8 protein-coding genes are annotated in these 16,618 nt (G+C 54.9%); 5 read left to right on the forward strand and 3 right to left on the reverse strand.

Annotated elements, in window-relative coordinates; genetic code table 11:
• Positions 1-195: 195 nt before the first annotated feature.
• Positions 196-2,283: a 4-alpha-glucanotransferase gene (gene malQ, locus J8X26_RS18135; protein ID WP_208951551.1), complete on the reverse strand. Its 2,088-nt coding sequence runs from the start codon at positions 2,281-2,283 to the stop codon at positions 196-198.
• A gap of 9 nt (positions 2,284-2,292) precedes the next feature.
• Positions 2,293-4,695 carry a maltodextrin phosphorylase gene (gene malP, locus J8X26_RS18140; RefSeq protein WP_208951552.1) on the reverse strand — a complete coding sequence of 801 codons (2,403 nt, stop codon included), beginning with the start codon at positions 4,693-4,695 and terminating at the stop codon, positions 2,293-2,295.
• Between the two features lie 320 nt (positions 4,696-5,015).
• On the opposite strand from malP, the gene malT reads away from it, so the two are divergent.
• The 4 genes from malT (at position 5,016) to pdeR (ending at position 13,254) form a co-directional block, all read left to right on the forward strand.
• On the forward strand, positions 5,016-7,742 hold the full coding sequence (gene malT, locus J8X26_RS18145) for an HTH-type transcriptional regulator MalT (RefSeq protein WP_152325241.1): 2,727 nt from the start codon (positions 5,016-5,018) through the stop codon (positions 7,740-7,742).
• Between the two features lie 243 nt (positions 7,743-7,985).
• Positions 7,986-8,270 (forward strand): YjcB family protein, encoded by a 285-nt coding sequence (locus J8X26_RS18150; RefSeq protein ID WP_152325242.1) that lies wholly within the window; start codon positions 7,986-7,988, stop codon positions 8,268-8,270.
• Positions 8,271-8,651: 381 nt separating this feature from the next.
• The gene (gene bglX / locus J8X26_RS18155) at positions 8,652-10,949 is read left to right on the forward strand and encodes a beta-glucosidase BglX (protein WP_208951553.1); all 2,298 of its coding nucleotides are present in this window, start codon (positions 8,652-8,654) and stop codon (positions 10,947-10,949) included.
• A 286-nt stretch (positions 10,950-11,235) separates the two neighbouring features.
• On the forward strand, positions 11,236-13,254 hold the full coding sequence (gene pdeR, locus J8X26_RS18160) for a cyclic di-GMP phosphodiesterase (protein WP_152325244.1): 2,019 nt from the start codon (positions 11,236-11,238) through the stop codon (positions 13,252-13,254).
• Positions 13,255-13,283: 29 nt separating this feature from the next.
• Here the strand turns inward: pdeR and J8X26_RS18165 are convergent, their stop codons facing one another.
• Entirely contained in the window at positions 13,284-14,150 is an 867-nt protein-coding gene (locus J8X26_RS18165; RefSeq protein ID WP_208951554.1) for a crotonase/enoyl-CoA hydratase family protein, read from the reverse strand.
• Positions 14,151-14,545: 395 nt separating this feature from the next.
• Here J8X26_RS18165 and J8X26_RS18170 point away from each other — a divergent pair, with 395 nt between their 5' ends.
• Positions 14,546-16,582 (forward strand): NADPH-dependent 2,4-dienoyl-CoA reductase, encoded by a 2,037-nt coding sequence (locus J8X26_RS18170; RefSeq protein ID WP_208951555.1) that lies wholly within the window; start codon positions 14,546-14,548, stop codon positions 16,580-16,582.
• The last annotated feature ends 36 nt before the right edge of the window (positions 16,583-16,618 follow it).

A 16,618-nucleotide genomic window follows, 5' to 3' on the forward strand; every position in this document is an offset into this window, starting at 1 on the left:
TGCCTGCCATACTTCCCTCAAAAATTGCCATTACTTATTAACTGACAATTCCTTTTGGGATAGGTTCTTAATGCCTTTTTGATGAGGGGAAATGCACGGTTTGGTGGATTTCAGGCAGGTCTGATAAATGAGGTTCAAAGCCCAAAAAAGGGTTCCTCCCTACCGGCAGAAACCCTTTTATCACTTTCGGTGTTATCAGCTCACCGACACTTTCCGGCGGCGTTTATCGAGGTCTTTGATGAGTTTATTCACCTGATCGTCAGCAAACATTTCTTCAAGAGTGCAGGAAAGTTTGCGGCGCCAGTTCGGGTATTCATCGCTGGTGCCGGGGACGTTGACCGGCGCGTCCATGTCGAGCCAGTCTTCCGGTTGCAGGCCGAGTAGCGCACAGGCACTGTCGGCGACGTAGCGTTGCAGGCCGCGGTTGAGCACCGGCGTCATTTCCATTAATGCGGCTTTGTGTCCGGTTTTCTTCGGGATGCAGTCGTAATGATGCAACCCGTCGAGCAGCCCCTGACGCGCCCGCGCACGGTCGGCGTACAGTTCCTGTAAAACGTCTTCGTCACGGTAAAGTCCGAGCGTTTTACCGAGCGCCAGATCGTCGCTTTGCCAGTAACCGCGCAGCGTCGGCAGGTCGTGCGTGGTGATGGTTGCCATCGCCTGAACCGGGTACGACTGCGGCGCACGGAAGTTGTTTTCCTCATCGCGCTCGAAATACAGCACTTTGTAGGAATACACACCGCCCTCGCGCAGCTTGCTGACGATCTCCACCGGCACGGTGCCCAGATCTTCGCCGATAACCATGCAGCGGTGACGCTGACTTTCCAGCGCCAGAATCGCCAGCAGGTCGTCTACCGGATATTGCACATATGCGCCTTTATCCGCCGTTTCTCCGGCCGGGATCCACCACAATCGCAACAGCGTCATCACATGATCGATACGCAACGCGCCGCAGCTGGTCATGTTCGAACGCAGCAAATCGATAAACGGCTGATAGCCGCGCTTCACCATCACATGCGGATCCATCGGGCGCAGATCCCAGTTCTGTCCGAGCGGCCCGAGAATGTCCGGCGGCGCGCCGACCGAGGCTTTCAGGCAATACAGCTCGCCGTCGCCCCAGGTTTCAGAACCTCCTTCGACGACACCCACCGCTAAATCGCGGTATAACCCCATAGGCATGTCCTGCTGCTGGCTGGTGCGATAACAGTTTTCGAACTGGATTTCAGCCAGCCATTGCAGCCACAGATAAAACTCCACATCTTCAGCGTGTTGCTCGCAGAATGCGCGAACAGCCGGGCCACGGGCATCGTGATATTTTTCCGGCCAGCGGTTCCAGCCAAGCGCAACATCCGTTTCTTTCGCCAGATGCTCATACAGCGCATCAAACGCCGCCTGCAAATACAGGCTTTCGCCGCCCTGTTTCACGAAACTGGCCAGCGATTTCACCTGCGGATCCTGCGTTTTGCGGCCACGAAAATGCGTATACGCCAGCCGTAAACCTTCGAGTTTCAGCGGCATCACGTCGGCGTAATCCACCCATTCACTGGCGCGGACGGCCTGCAAACGCTGCTGCGTCAGCGGCTGGTTCCACCAGATTTGGGCTTCCTGACTCTGTTTAAAATCGTCTACCGCGCTGACGTCGATATAAATGACGTTCAGCCAGCGGCGCGAAGACGGGCTGTACGGGCTGGCCGCCACCGGATTTGCCGGATACAGCGCGTGAATCGGATTGAGCCCGACAAAAGCGCCGCCGCGCCGGGCGACGTTTTCGAGCATCAGGTTGAGATCGCCGAAATCGCCGATGCCCCAGTTATTTTCTGAGCGCAGCGTATAAAGCTGCACGCAGGCGCCCCACAGTTTTTTACCGGCCAGCAAGGCGTCCGGTTCATAGCAACGTTTCGGGGCGACAATCACCCGGCAATCCCACTGCTGCGCGTCCTGCGTCAGCGTCAGCTGGTGATAACCGGCGGGAATTTTCCCCTGCAGCGCCAGCGTCATTTTGCCGCTGATACGCCCCTGCTGAGTTGCGCCGTTTTCCAGCTGCAACGTCCAGCCGAATTCACCTTCTCCGCTGACCGGCAGCGCCAGACGGCTGCCGGAGACAAAGACTTTGACCGGCGGAACCGGTGTTGCAGCCGGACGATGCCCGGCCTTCCAGCCCATAGCTGACAACAGTTCGCGCTTGGTTTCCGGCGCGATGGCCTGCTGCTTGCCATGTGCATTAATGAAACCAGAGGAAATACCCGCCTCCCTGGCGGCCTGCTCCAGTACTTTGTTCTCCATGCGGGCTCCTTAACGTTTCGCCTGCCAGATCCGCTGCTGATAATCGCGAATCGATCGGTCGGAACTGAACATCCCGACGCGGGCAGTATTGAGAATAGTTTTGCGCGTCCACTCGTCCTGATCACGGTACAGTGCATCGACTTTTTGCTGTGCCGCGCAGTAATCCGCGAAGTCCGCCAGCACCAGATACGGGTCACCGCCGCCGAGCAGGCTGTCGAGCATCAGGCTGAACGCCTGTTTGTCGCCGTTGCTGAAGAAGCCGTTTTCCAGCTCTTTCAGGATCTTATCCAGATGCTTGTCTTTCTTACGGATTTTGAGCGGATCGTAGCCTTTGGCCTGCAACGCTTTCACCTGATCGACGGTATTGCCGAAGATGAAGATATTCTCTTCGCCGACCTGTTCCGCAATCTCGACGTTTGCGCCGTCGAGCGTGCCGACGGTCATCGCGCCATTCAGCGCCAGCTTCATGTTGCCGGTGCCGGAAGCTTCTTTCCCGGCAGTAGAAATCTGCTCAGAAACGTCTGCCGCCGGGATCATCAGCTCCGCCACCGACACGCGGTAATCCGGGATAAACACCACTTTGATGCGGTCGCGAACCAGCGGGTCGTTATTCACTTTTTCGGCCACCTGATTGATGGCGTAGATAATATTTTTCGCCAGGTAATAACCCGGTGCGGCTTTCGCGCCGAACAGGAACACACGAGGCACCATGTCCATTTCCGGGTTATCACGCAACTGGCGGTACAGCGAAAGAATGTGCAGCAGGTTCAGGTGCTGACGTTTGTACTCGTGCAGGCGCTTGATCTGCACGTCGAAAATCGCGTCCGGGTTCAGCGTCAGGCCCATCGTGTGTTTGACGTACTCCGCCAGACGCACCTTGTTTGCGCGCTTAATCTGCTGATAACGCTGGCAGAACGCCGTATCTTCAGCGGAACTTTCCAGCCCTTTCAGCGCGTCCAGATTGTTCACCCATTCAGTTTTCAGAGTGTCATCGATCAGCGCGGACAGCGCCGGATTACACTGTTTTACCCAGCGGCGCGGCGTGATGCCGTTGGTGACGTTGTGGAATTTGTTCGGCCACAGCTGGTGATATTCCGGGAACAGATCTTTGACCACCAGCTCGGAATGCAGTGCTGCAACGCCGTTCACCGCAAAACCGCTGACCACGCACAGATTAGCCATGCGCACCTGTTTGTTCTGATGAACTGAAAGTTTTTCCCACACCGCTTTGTCGCCCGGCCACTGTTTTTCGACCACTTTTTTGAAGCGCGCGTTAATGGCTTTGATCAGCGAGAAGTGGCGAGGCAACAGGCTGCGGACCAGTTTTTCATCCCAGCATTCGAGCGCTTCCGGCATCAGAGTATGGTTGGTGTAAGCGAACGTCTGGCTGGTGATGGCCCATGCGGCGTCCCAGTCCAGCTGATGTTCATCCAGCAAAATGCGCAGCAGTTCAGGGATAGCGATCGTCGGATGCGTATCGTTTAGCTGAATCACTTCGAACTTCGGCAGATCCTGAATTTTGCGGCCCAGGAAATGGTGGCGGCGCAGAACATCGGCCACCGAGCACGCGCACTGGAAATACTGCTGCATCAGGCGCAGGCGCTTACCCGCTTCGTGGTTGTCATTCGGATACAGCACTTTGGTCAGTTTAGCGGCATCGATGCCTTTCTGTTCCGCTTTAAGGAATTCGCCGTCGTTAAATAAGGTCAGGTCAAAAGGATGCACGTCGGTGGCCTGCCACAAACGCAGTGGCTGCGTAACACCATTTTTATAGCCGACTACCGGCAAATCCCAGGCTTCGCCGCGCAGGGAAAACGCCGGATGCCATTGCTCGGTGCCCAGCTCATTTTTGACCAACTTGCCGCCAAACTGAACGTCCACGGACAACGCGCTGTTGTGGGTAAACCACGGGTAGCTTTCGCGGTGCCAGTTATCCGGCGCTTCCTGCTGCTGGCCTTCGCTGAATGACTGACGGAATAAGCCATACTGATAGTTCAGGCCGTAGCCGGTCGCCGGTTGCCCGACGGTCGCCATCGAATCGAGGAAACAGGCCGCCAGACGCCCTAATCCGCCATTACCCAGCGCCGGATCGGTTTCCTGTTCCAGCACATCGGCCAGTTCAACGCCCTGCTCTTTCAGTGCCTGGTTGACGGTTTCATACCAGCCGAGATTAATCAGGTTATTCGCGGTCAGACGCCCGATCAGGAATTCCATCGAAATGTAGTTAACGTGCCGTTGCGGCTGTTTCGTCGCTTTCGGCGCGGGTTGCGCGCTGAGTTGTTCTGACAGTGCGGCGCTGGTGGCCTGCCACCACTGATGTGGCGTCATGTCCTGCGCCTGCTGTAAACCGAATCCCTGCCACTGGCGTTTTAGCGCGGCTAAAAACTGCGTCTTATCCAAAGTCACCTGCATCACATGCCTCTTTATCCGGGAATTTGTGGGAAAAGTTTTAGGTTGATAATCACTATGCTGAAGCTTCTCCGGAAGAGCAGCATCATCCCGCCAAAGATTAGGCAGGGAGGAGAAACGGGGCGTAGCCGGATGAGACGGGCGCTCAGAGGGAAGGGCTGAAAATTTGTATTAAGAAGTGTGATGCAGAGCAACTTAACGACATGTAAAAACGTAACATTCTTGCAATCAATGTTTCAAAGGAGGACTTTAGAAAAAGTGATTAATTACACGCTGTGAAATAAAGATCGCCCCTCTGTTCACCGTCAAAAGAATCGTAAAAAATGCTGATCCCTTCGAAATTGAGCCGCCCGGTGCGGCAGCAAAATACAGTGGTTCGCGATCGTCTGCTGACGAAGCTGGCGACTGCGCCAAATTACCGTCTGACTCTGGTCGCCAGCCCGGCAGGCTATGGGAAAACGACGCTGGTGGCGCACTGGGCAGCGGGAAAAAGCGATCTCGGCTGGTACTCTCTTGATGAAAGCGATAATCAGCCAGAGCGTTTTGCCAGCTATCTGATTGCGGCCGTGCAGCACGCCTGCGGCGGCCATTGCGTGAAAAGTGAGGCGCTGAGCCAGAAGCATCAGTACGCGAGTTTGTCCGCACTGTTCGCTCAGCTGTTCGTGGAACTTTCCGACTGGCACCGCCCGCTTTTGCTGGTGATCGACGATTATCACCTCATTTGCAACGATGCAATCCACGAAGGGATGCGTTTCTTCCTGCGTCATCAGCCGGAAAATATGTCTCTGGTGGTGCTTTCACGCACCCTGCCGCCGCTGGGCATCGCCAATATGCGTGTGCGCGAGCAACTGCTCGAACTCAATGCCTCGCATCTGGCGTTTACACACCCGGAAACGCAGCAGTTTTTCGATAACCGCCTTAAAGATCCGATTGATCAGGCTGACAGCAGCCGCCTGTGCGATGACGTCGCAGGCTGGGCCACGGCGTTGCAGCTGATTGCGCTCTCGGCGCGCCAGTCGGCCACCTCTTCGCAACAATCGACGCAGCAATCGGCGCGCAAACTGGCCGGCCTGAACGCCAGCCATTTATCCGAATATCTGGCGGACGAAGTGCTGGATCGCGTTGATGCGCCGACCCGTGATTTCCTGCTGCGCTGTTCGTTGCTGCGTTCGATGAACGACGCCCTGATTGTGCGGCTGACCGGAGGCGACAACGGTCAGCAACGGTTGGAAGAGCTGGAGCGTCAGGGGTTGTTTATTCACCGTATGGATGACACCGGCGAATGGTTTAACTTCCACCCGCTGTTTGCCACTTTTTTGCGTCAGCGCTGCCAGTGGGAACTGGCAACCGAGCTGCCGCAGATTCACCGCGCGGCCGCCGAAGGCTGGCTGGCTCAGGGTTTCCCGGCCGAAGCCATCCATCATGCGCTGGGCGCGGAAGACACCGATATGTTGCGCGATATTCTGCTGCAACATGCCTGGGCGTTGTTTAATCAGAGCGAACTGGCGCTGCTGGAAGAGTGCCTCGCCGCACTGCCTTACGACCGTCTGATTCAGAATCCAAAACTGGTTCTGTTGCAGGCCTGGCTGGCACAAAGTCAGCACCGTTATGCCGAAGTGGAAGCGCTTCTGGCGCGTGCTGAAAGCGAAATGCAGCAGCGCAATATCGTGATGGAACAGGATCTGACGGCAGAATTTGATGCCTTGCGTGCGCAGGTGGCGATCAACGATGGCCGTCAGGATGAGGCCGAAAAACTGGCAGCCGACGCCCTGCGTTTCCTGCCGTATGAAAGCTACTACAGCCGCATTGTTGCCACGTCGGTGACGGGCGAAATCCAGCACTGCAAAGGTGATTTAACCCGTGCGCTGCCGCTGATGCAGCAAACCGAACAAATCGCGCGGCGCTACGAGGCCTATCACTACGCCTTATGGGCGCTGCTGCAACAGAGCGAAATTCTGATTGCTCAGGGCTTTTTGCAGGCCGCATTTGAAATGCAGGATCGTGCTTTTGAACTGGTGCGTGAACAGCATCTTGAACAGCTGCCGATGCATGAATTTTTACTGCGTCTGCGTTCGCAATTGTTGTGGTCGTGGTCCCGTCTCGATGATGCCGAAGACGCGGCGCGTCAGGGGCTGGACGTGCTGACCAACTTCCAGCCACAGCAGCAATTGCAGTGTCTGGCGATGCTGGCGAAATGCTCTCTGGCACGCGGTCAGCTCGACAATGCGCATCATCATTTGCAGCGTTGTGAAAGCCTGCTCAAAACCGGCCAGTATCACATCGACTGGATGACCAATACCGATAAGCCGCGGGTGATTTACTGGCAGATGATCGGAGATAAAACCGCCGCGCGGCAGTGGCTGCAACAGGCGCGTAAACCGGACATGGCGGACAACCATTTCCAGCAGGGTCAGTGGCGTAATATTGCCCGCGTGCAGATTTTGCTGGAACAGTTTGATGAAGCCGAAGTGGTGCTCGACGAGCTGAATCAGAACGCCCGTCAGCTGCGCCTGACCAGCGATCTGAACCGTAACCTGTTGCTGAGTAACCTGCTTTACTGGCACACCGGGCGCAAAAGTGACGCGCAGCGCGTATTGATTGAAGCGCTCGGGCTGGCAAACCGCACCGGATTTGTCAGCCATTTCGTGATTGAAGGGGAAATGATGGCGCAACAGCTGCGTCAGCTGATTCAGCTCAATCTGTTGCCGGAGCTGGAACAGCGCCGTGCGCAGCAAATCTTGCGGGAAATTAATCAGCACCATCGCCATAAATTTGCGCACTTCGACGAAGGTTTCGTGAATAAATTGCTGACCCATCCGCAGGTGCCGGAGCTCATCCGCACCAGCCCGCTGACCCAACGTGAATGGCAGGTGCTCGGGTTAATTTATTCCGGCTACAGCAATGATCAGATTGCCGGCGAGCTGGACGTTGCCTCCACCACCATCAAAACGCATATCCGCAATTTGTACCAAAAACTGGGCGTCGCCCACCGTCAGGAAGCCGTTCAGCAGGCTCAGCATCTGCTGCAAGTCATGGGCTACGGCGCCTGAAATCCCTTCATTCCCACTTTTCATAACACACCGACTATTTATGGCGGTGTGTTATGCCTATTTTGCATGAGTACAGGCGAACATTTTTTGCTCACGACGAAAAACCGGTGATATAATGTGACCGTCGTCACACTATTTAACTTCACCATTTTCTTCAGTAAAGCCCATTGCCAACCAGCGGTAGCAGCCTTCAGGCTGATTTGGCTTCGTGCAAACGGCTGTAGTGAGTAAGGATTTATATCGATGGGTACTTTAACTGCCGGATTCATCATGATGCGCTGGGAACTGCTGAGCGCCTTTTTAATGTTCTGCACCAGCCAGCTTAATATTGTTTGCCGCCAGTCCAGCCGGAATACCATGGCGTTTGTTTGCAGTGGTATCGGCCTCACCGTCACCTGTTTCTTCGTGATGAGCCTGATGGGAATGAGCTATAACGCCGTGGCGATTGCTCAGTTCTGGTCCACGACGAAAGAGGTGTTCTTTGACGTCATGAGCAAAACCCCTACCGATATGTCTTACTACTATTAATCTTATTCTCTGATCGGTATTTACGATTTAAAGAGGGCAGAACGTCATGTTCTGCCCTCTTTATTTCGCCTTTTCTTTCACCCTGCCGCGATTTTGTTGCTTATTTGCGCACCGTTCCCTCATCTAATCCTAAATTTTAAAATTTGCGGGATGCATCGACTGTCTTTTTGTACCTATCTGCATGATTACCTGTAAATTGCGCACTGTCCCGAAGGATAAAAAGATAATGTGCGAACGCCCTAAACTATTCATTGCTAATAGTTGAACGGTCGTATTAGATTCTCACACTATACTTTTCCCAGAATGATCATTGTTTTGTTTGCTTCAGGCTGCTGAATTTCCACTATTTTGGCACCCCTGCTTATGGCTGAAGGAATTCCGATGAATACGCATCACGTGCTTGGCGCGTTAGTGTTACTGGTAAGCTCTGCCTCGTCACTCGCCGTTGAAACAACGGGTATCCCGCAGGATCAGGTAAAAGAACGCAACGCGTTCATTGCCGATCTGATGAAGAAAATGACCCTTGATGAAAAAATTGGTCAGCTGAATCTGGTCACCGTTGGTCCGGATTATAAAAAAGAAGCCATCATGGCGGATATCCAGGCCGGTAAAGTCGGCGGGGTATTTAATACGGTCACGAAGCCAGACATCCGCCGTATGCAGGATGAAGTCAAAAACAGCCGTCTGAAAATTCCTCCTTTTTATGCCTATGACGTTGTCCACGGACAGCGCACGATTTTCCCGATAAGCCTTGGCCTCGCCGCCAGCTGGGATATGCAGGCCGTCTTCACCAGCGCACATATCGCTGCCGTGGAAACCGCCGCCGATGGCCTGAACATGACCTTCGCGCCGATGGTGGATATCACCCGTGATCCGCGCTGGGGCCGTGTGTCCGAAGGCTTTGGCGAGGACACTTATCTGACCTCACGCCTCGCGCACGAAATGGTCACCGGCTTCCAGGGCAAAGATCCCTCTGCACCCGATGCCGTCATGGCTAACGTGAAACACTACGCGCTCTACGGCGCGGTCGAAGGTGGCCGCGAGTACAACACCGTCGATATGAGCCTGACCCGCATGTTCAACGATTACATGCCGCCGTACAAAGCCGCAATTGATGCCGGTGCCGGTGGTGTGATGGTTGCGCTCAACAGCGTTAACGGGATCCCGGCGACGTCCAATACCTGGCTGCTGAAAGACATTCTGCGCGATGACTGGCAGTTTAAAGGCCTGACCGTCAGCGATCATGGCGCGATTGGCGGGCTGGTGAAACATGGCGTGGCCGAAGACGATCGCCAGGCCGCCGCGATGGCGCTGAAAGCGGGCGTGGATATAGACATGGCCGACAACATGTACGGTAAGTATCTGAAAGGATTACTCGCCGACGGTCTGGTCAGCCAGCAGGATATCGATCGCGCCGTGCGTGACGTGCTGGCCGCCAAATGGGACATGGGCCTGTTTGTCGATGAATATCGCCATTTAGGGCCACAGTCGAGCGACCCGACCGACACCAATGCCGAAAGCCGCCTGCACCGCAGCGAAGCGCGCGAAGTCGCACGCACTTCTCTGGTTCTGCTGAAAAATAACAACCAGACATTGCCGCTGGCGAAGAAAGGCACCATCGCCGTGGTCGGTGCGCTGGCTGACAGCAAACGTGATGTGATGGGCAGCTGGTCTGCCGCCGGTAAAGCCGATCAGGCCGTGACCGTATTGCAGGGCATGAAAGATGTGGTCGGCGATAAAGGCACCGTTCTCTACGCGCGCGGGGCGAATGTCACCGACGATCAGGCAATGGTCGATTTCCTCAATTCCTACGAAAAACAGGTGATCAACGACCCGAGAAAACCACAGGACATGATCGACGAAGCGGTGAAAACTGCTGAGAAAGCCGATGTCGTGGTGGCCGTGGTCGGCGAAGCACAGGGCATGGCGCACGAGGCTTCCAGCCGTTCTGAGCTGAACATTCCGCAAAGCCAGCGCGACCTGCTGAAAGCCCTGAAAGCCACCGGAAAACCGCTGGTTATCGTGCTGATGAACGGTCGCCCTCTGACGCTGACGTGGGAAAACGAAATCTCTGATGCGATGCTGGAAACCTGGTTCAGCGGTACCGAAGGCGGCCATGCGATCGCCGACGTTCTGTTTGGCGATTACAACCCGTCAGGCAAACTGCCGATGACTTTCCCGCGCGCTGTCGGCCAAATTCCTTTGTATTACAGCTTCCTGAATACCGGGCGTCCGTTTAATCCGCAGCATCCGGACAAATACACCACCCGCTATTTTGATATCACCAATGGTCCGCTGTTCCCGTTTGGCTATGGCCTGAGCTACACCCGTTTCAGCGTGTCTGACGTGAGTTTGTCTTCTACCACCATGGATGCCAAACACCCGCTGACCGCCAGCGTGACGGTGAAAAACACCGGTAAAGTCAGCGGCGCAACGGTGGTTCAGCTGTATCTTCAGGACGTCGCGGCTTCAATCAGCCGCCCGGTTAAAGAGCTGAGGAATTTTGAAAAGATCACCCTGCAACCGGGTGAAGAGAAAATCGTTACATTTGCGATCAATGAAAAGGATTTACGTTTCTTCAACGACAAGTTGAAATGGGCTTCTGAACCCGGAAAGTTCAACGTATTCGTAGGCTTAGATTCTCAGGATGTGAAACAAACCAGCTTCCTGCTGAAATGATTTTCCGGGCTCTGTTTGGAGCCCGGCGTGAAGTCTGAAATTGAGTCTCGCACAGGCGGGTTACCGGTAACGGCACCCGCCTCTTCTGAGCAGTAATTTCTGCCTGGCGACTGGATATCTAACCGACAGTTGCTAACCTTAAATTCAATGTGTTACGCGCCCTCGCCCTTTATCCGTTCGTTACGGAGCGTTGCGAATGTGCTGAACAGAGTAAGCTCCGTCTGTGCTGACTGTTGCCCTGTCGCCACACTGGCGGCGTATAGCGTTCTTTGCGGAGAAACATTTCATGGTCGATTCTCAAGATGCCTCCATTTTGTACCTACATTTCGGCACACCCCGCCCCTACTGGCGGCTGGGTTCCGACAGCAATGCACTGGAGCTGTCCGCTGAGAAAGGCATCGTCAACGTCGCGATTTCCCTGACCCAATGGCAGGCGGGAAAAATCAGGCAACTGACCGGGATCACCTCAAGTTTCACACTCGATATCACGCTGTTCGGATCTCCCGTTCGCCTGTATCTGGTGGGCCGCAAAATTGACAGCAAAGCCTGGGCAGGCACCGCGTCGGCTTATCAGGATACTGAATCCGTCGCGCACGATCTGGAAGTCGGCCTGACGTTCGCCGAGCAGGTGGTGTCTGAGGCCAACTCGGTCATCGTGATTATCGATCAGGAAGGAAAAATCCATCGTTTCAACCGCTTAAGCGAAGAATATACTGGCCTGCGCGAAGAAGATGTCATCGGGCGCAGCGCCTATGACCTGTTTATGTCGATGGAAGAAGGTCTGGCGTCGCGCCAGAACATCAACGGTTTTTTTCAGCATCAGCAATCCTATGAAGTCGAACGCTGGATCAATACGGTTAAAGGTCAGCGGCTGTTCCTGTTTCGCAATAAATTTGTCCACAGCGGCAGCGGCAAACAGCAAAAATATCTCATTTGCTCCGGTTCCGACATTACCGATGAACGCAAGGCGCAGGAGCGTTTACGCGTTCTGGCCAACACCGATTTAGTCACCGGTTTCGCTAACCGCAACGCCTTGCAGGAATCGCTGGCAAAGGCGCTGAAAGAGCGCGGTGAGGACAAAGTCGGCCTGATTTATCTGGATCTGGATAACTTCAAAAAGGTCAACGACGCCTACGGGCATATGTTTGGCGATCATCTGCTGCGCGCGGTTTCAGATGCGATTCAGGATTGCCTGTCGCCCAACGATAAGCTCGCGCGTTTAGGCGGCGATGAATTCATTATTCTCAGCACGCATGCCGAAATCGACACGCTCGAAGCACTGAGCCAGCGCGTGTTGCGCCGTCTGGGCTTACCCTTCCGCATCGGGCTGATTGAAGTCTACACCGGCTGTTCCGGCGGCATTGCGATTTGCCCGGAACACGGCACTGACGGCGATACGCTGTTGCAAAACGCCGATACCGCCATGTATGTGGCAAAGGAAAAAGGCAAAAACGCGCACTGCGTTTTCTCGCCGGACATGAATGAAAAAGCCTCAGAATACATGTGGCTGGATACCCATCTGCGTAAAGCGCTGGCCGTAAAGGATCAGCTGGTTTTGCACTATCAGCCGAAGGTCTCGCTTTATGGCACCGTGCAAAGCGTGGAAGCGCTGCTGCGCTGGAATTCGCCGGAACGCGGGCTGATCCAGCCGCAAAGCTTTATCCCTTACGCCGAAGAATCCGGCCTGATTACTCCCATCGGAAAATGGGTCATTGAAACGGCGACGCGTCAGGCGACAGAATGGCAAAAAAAAGGTCTGAACCTGCGCGTTGCGGTGAATCTTTCCGGACGCCAGCTTAACAACGGTTCCTTCATCACCACGCTGTCTGATGCGATGAAAAAAGCCGGAATGAAAGGCTGTATGCTTGATTTCGAGCTGACAGAAAGCTGCCTGGTGGAAGATGAAAGCGCTGCCGTCACCATGATTAATCAGCTGCATAAATTGGGTGCGCAAGTGCATCTGGATGATTTCGGTACAGGTTATTCCTCGCTGTCGCAACTGGCGCGTATTCCGCTCGACTGCATCAAGCTGGATCAGAGTTTTATTCGTGGAATCAATGACAATCCGGTTTCACAGGCGCTGGTCCGGGCTATTGTCGCGGTGGCAAAAACCCTGCAACTGACGGTGGTCGCGGAAGGTGTGGAAACGGCTGAAGAAGAAAAGCTGGTGGATGAAATCGGTGTGGACAGCAAACAGGGCTTTCTTTACGCCAAGCCAATGCCCGCGATTGAGCTGGAGCACTGGCTTGAGGAAAAAAGAGTTGCTTCACCCAATGTTTTTAAACATAAAGCAAAACAGAAATAGCGCCAGTGACGGGCTGCTTCTGTCTGTTATTAACCGGTTTTACGCAATGATGCGGTGTGCCGGTTTTGCAGCATGACCAGACGCTCCATATAACTCAGATCCTTCTCCTCCAGCGTAAATGCGGCATCCACCCAATCTTCCGTAATATCCATCAGCTCTGAACGGGACAGCTGCAACACGCGCTGACGCGCCCGGATCATCGCCCTGATCCCGTTGAGTTTTGGCCTCAGGACATCCATGAAAGTACGCGTGGCGTTGAAGCCTTCGCCGGGCTGGAACAAAACATCCACCAGACCGCGGCTTTCAAACCACTCCGCCGTATGCGATTCGCCGGTGGAAATCAGCTCCTCCGCCAGTTTCATTCCGGCTTTGCGCGATACCAGCGAGTAACCGCCCATTCCCGGAAACAGGTTGAACGCAATTTCCGGGAACCCCATGCGCGCGGTGTTCTGCGCAAGAACGTAATGATGCGCCAGCGCCGCCTCGAATCCGCCGCCCAGCGCGGTGCCTTCGATCATCGACAAGCTGATTGCGCCAACATCAAAGCCCCGCGCCGCCGCATGGACACAGTCAACACAAGCGCGGGCATACGAACGTAAGGCCTCACGTTTGTTATTGATGATCGCTTCAACAAAGAAACTCAGATCACCCCCCACGTTGTACATATTGGGCACAAGCGATCCGGTCACCCAAAAATCAAAACGCAGCCCCGATGCCTTCGCGGCGTAAGTCAGCGTCATGATGTCTTCAATAAGCTCCTGATTAAAACAAGTACGTGGATAAGACCTGAGCATCATCCACATGACATTACGGCCCTCTTCATAATAGGCTGCAATCTGGGACAAATGCCCGGCTTCGGTAAACGGGCGGCAGGCTGTATGGTCATTAAGATTCATAGTATATATCCAGGTTAGAAATGAATTTTTAGGGTGAAGCAGCTCCAGCCTAGTCCAGCTCTAACCCGAACTGAATCGATTCGAGATCCTTTTATAAAAATAATCCTAGTCGTAACGACTCAGGAAAAAAATGTTAAAAATAAACAACCTGCGCATAATCAATATTGTGTAAAAACAAAGAAATAATTACTTTATCTGCTACAACCTGGTGTTTACCGGTCGCCTTAATAACCCGGCTAATTAAAGAGCCCACCTTAATAATATACGCAATAGTTAATTAACTCTCAGCGAGAGCCTCAGAGTGACGCCTATCACAATCATCGCGCGCTAACTTTCCAATTGCCCTGCCAGACGCTAAATTGAAATTATCTCATCCGACCACTTAAGAGAATTCCATGACTGAACGCGCGTTGCCGTTTTATCCGCACCTGCTGGCGCCCCTGGATTTAGGTTTTACGCAGCTGAAAAACCGCGTGCTGATGGGATCCATGCACACCGGCCTTGAAGAGCTGGAAGACGGGCCGGAACGTCTGGCGGCCTTTTATGCCGAACGCGCGGCGGCGGGCGTCGGGCTGATTGTCACCGGCGGGATTTCACCGAATGCCCGGGGCGTCGTTTATCAAGGCGGTTCGGTTCTGGCGGAGCAGGAACACATCACGCATCACCGCGTGGTGACGCAGGCTGTTCACGACGCGGGCGGTAAAATTGCGCTGCAAATCCTGCACGCCGGCCGTTACAGCTATCAGCCTCATCCCGTCGCGCCGTCTGCCCTTCAGGCGCCGATTAACCGCTTTACGCCGCATGCCCTGAGCGAAGAAGAAATTGAATCGACGCTGGAGGATTTCGCCCGCTGCGCCAGTCTGGCGAAAGAATCTGGCTACGACGGCGTGGAAATCATGGGCTCAGAAGGCTATCTGATTAATCAGTTTCTCACCGTCCGCACCAATCAGCGCACCGACCGCTGGGGCGGCAGCGTGGAAAACAGAATGCGTTTCGCCACGGAAGCCGTCCGGCGTGTGCGTCAGATTTGCGGTGAGGAATTCATCATTATTTACCGCTTATCGATGCTGGATCTGGTGGAGGAAGGCTCGGACTGGCAGGAAGTCGAAATGCTGGCGCAGCGCATCGAACAGGCCGGGGCCAGTATTATCAATACCGGCATCGGCTGGCACGAGGCACGCATTCCGACCATCGCCACAATGGTGCCGCGCGGCGCATTCAGTTGGGTGACGCAAAAACTCATGGGCAGAGTCAGCATCCCGCTCATCACTACTAACCGCATCAACGACCCTGACGTCGCGGAGAAAATTCTCGCCGAAGGCTGCGCCGATATGGTCTCAATGGCGCGCCCGTTCCTCACCGATCCGGCATTTGTTGAGAAAGCCGCGCAAGGCCGTGCGGACGAAATCAACACCTGCATCGGTTGCAATCAGGCCTGTCTGGATCAGATTTTTGCCGGCGAAGTAACGTCCTGCCTGGTGAATCCGCGTGCCTGCCACGAAACACAAATGCCGGTCGTACGTGCGCAGCATTTCAAACGCCTGGCCGTGGTCGGCTCTGGCCCGGCCGGTCTGGCCTTTGCGACAACTGCCGCCAGCCGCGGGCATCACGTCACGCTGTTTGACGCCAATACTGAAATCGGCGGCCAGTTTAACGTCGCCAAACAAATCCCCGGCAAGGAAGAGTTTTATCAGACGCTGCGCTACTACTCGCGCCAGCTGACACTGCTGGGCGTCACACTACGCCTCGGTGAAACCGTGAATGCCAGCCAGCTAAACGGTTATGACGAAGTGATCCTCGCCTGCGGAATTTCGCCGCGCCTGCCGGACATACCGGGGATCAATCATCCGCGCGTACTGACTTATCTCGACGTCCTGCGCGATAAAAAACCGGTCGGCCAGCGGGTGGCGATTATCGGCGCGGGCGGGATTGGTTTTGATACCGCCGAGTACCTCATCCACAACGACCCGTCATCGAGCCTGAGCAGCAGCACGTTCAGCCAAGAATGGGGCATTGATCAGACACTGACGCATCGCGGCGGCCTTGCGCCACAAGGCCCGCAGCCGGAACCTGCCGCGCGCGATATTGTTTTGCTGCAACGTAAATCCACCAAAGTCGGCGCAGGGCTGGGCAAAACCACCGGCTGGATCCACCGCGCCAGCCTGTTACAGCGCGGCGTAAAAATGCAAAGCGGCGTCAGTTACGAACGCATTGATGATGCGGGTTTGCACCTCATCATGAATGGCGAACCGGTGTGTCTGGAAGTGGATAACATCGTTATCTGCGCCGGACAGGAGCCGCAGCGCGCGCTGTATCAGCCGTTGGTGGACGCCGGAAAAACCGTGCATCTGATTGGCGGCGCGGACGTCGCGGTAGAGCTGGATGCGCGGCGCGCTATCGGTCAGGGAACGAAACTGGGACTCGAGATCTGAACGAATATTCAGGCGAAAAAAAAGCCGCGAGAGCGG

This window comes from Rahnella sp. ChDrAdgB13 (assembly GCF_017655185.1).
GTDB classification, from domain to species: Bacteria; Pseudomonadota; Gammaproteobacteria; order Enterobacterales; family Enterobacteriaceae; genus Rahnella; species Rahnella contaminans.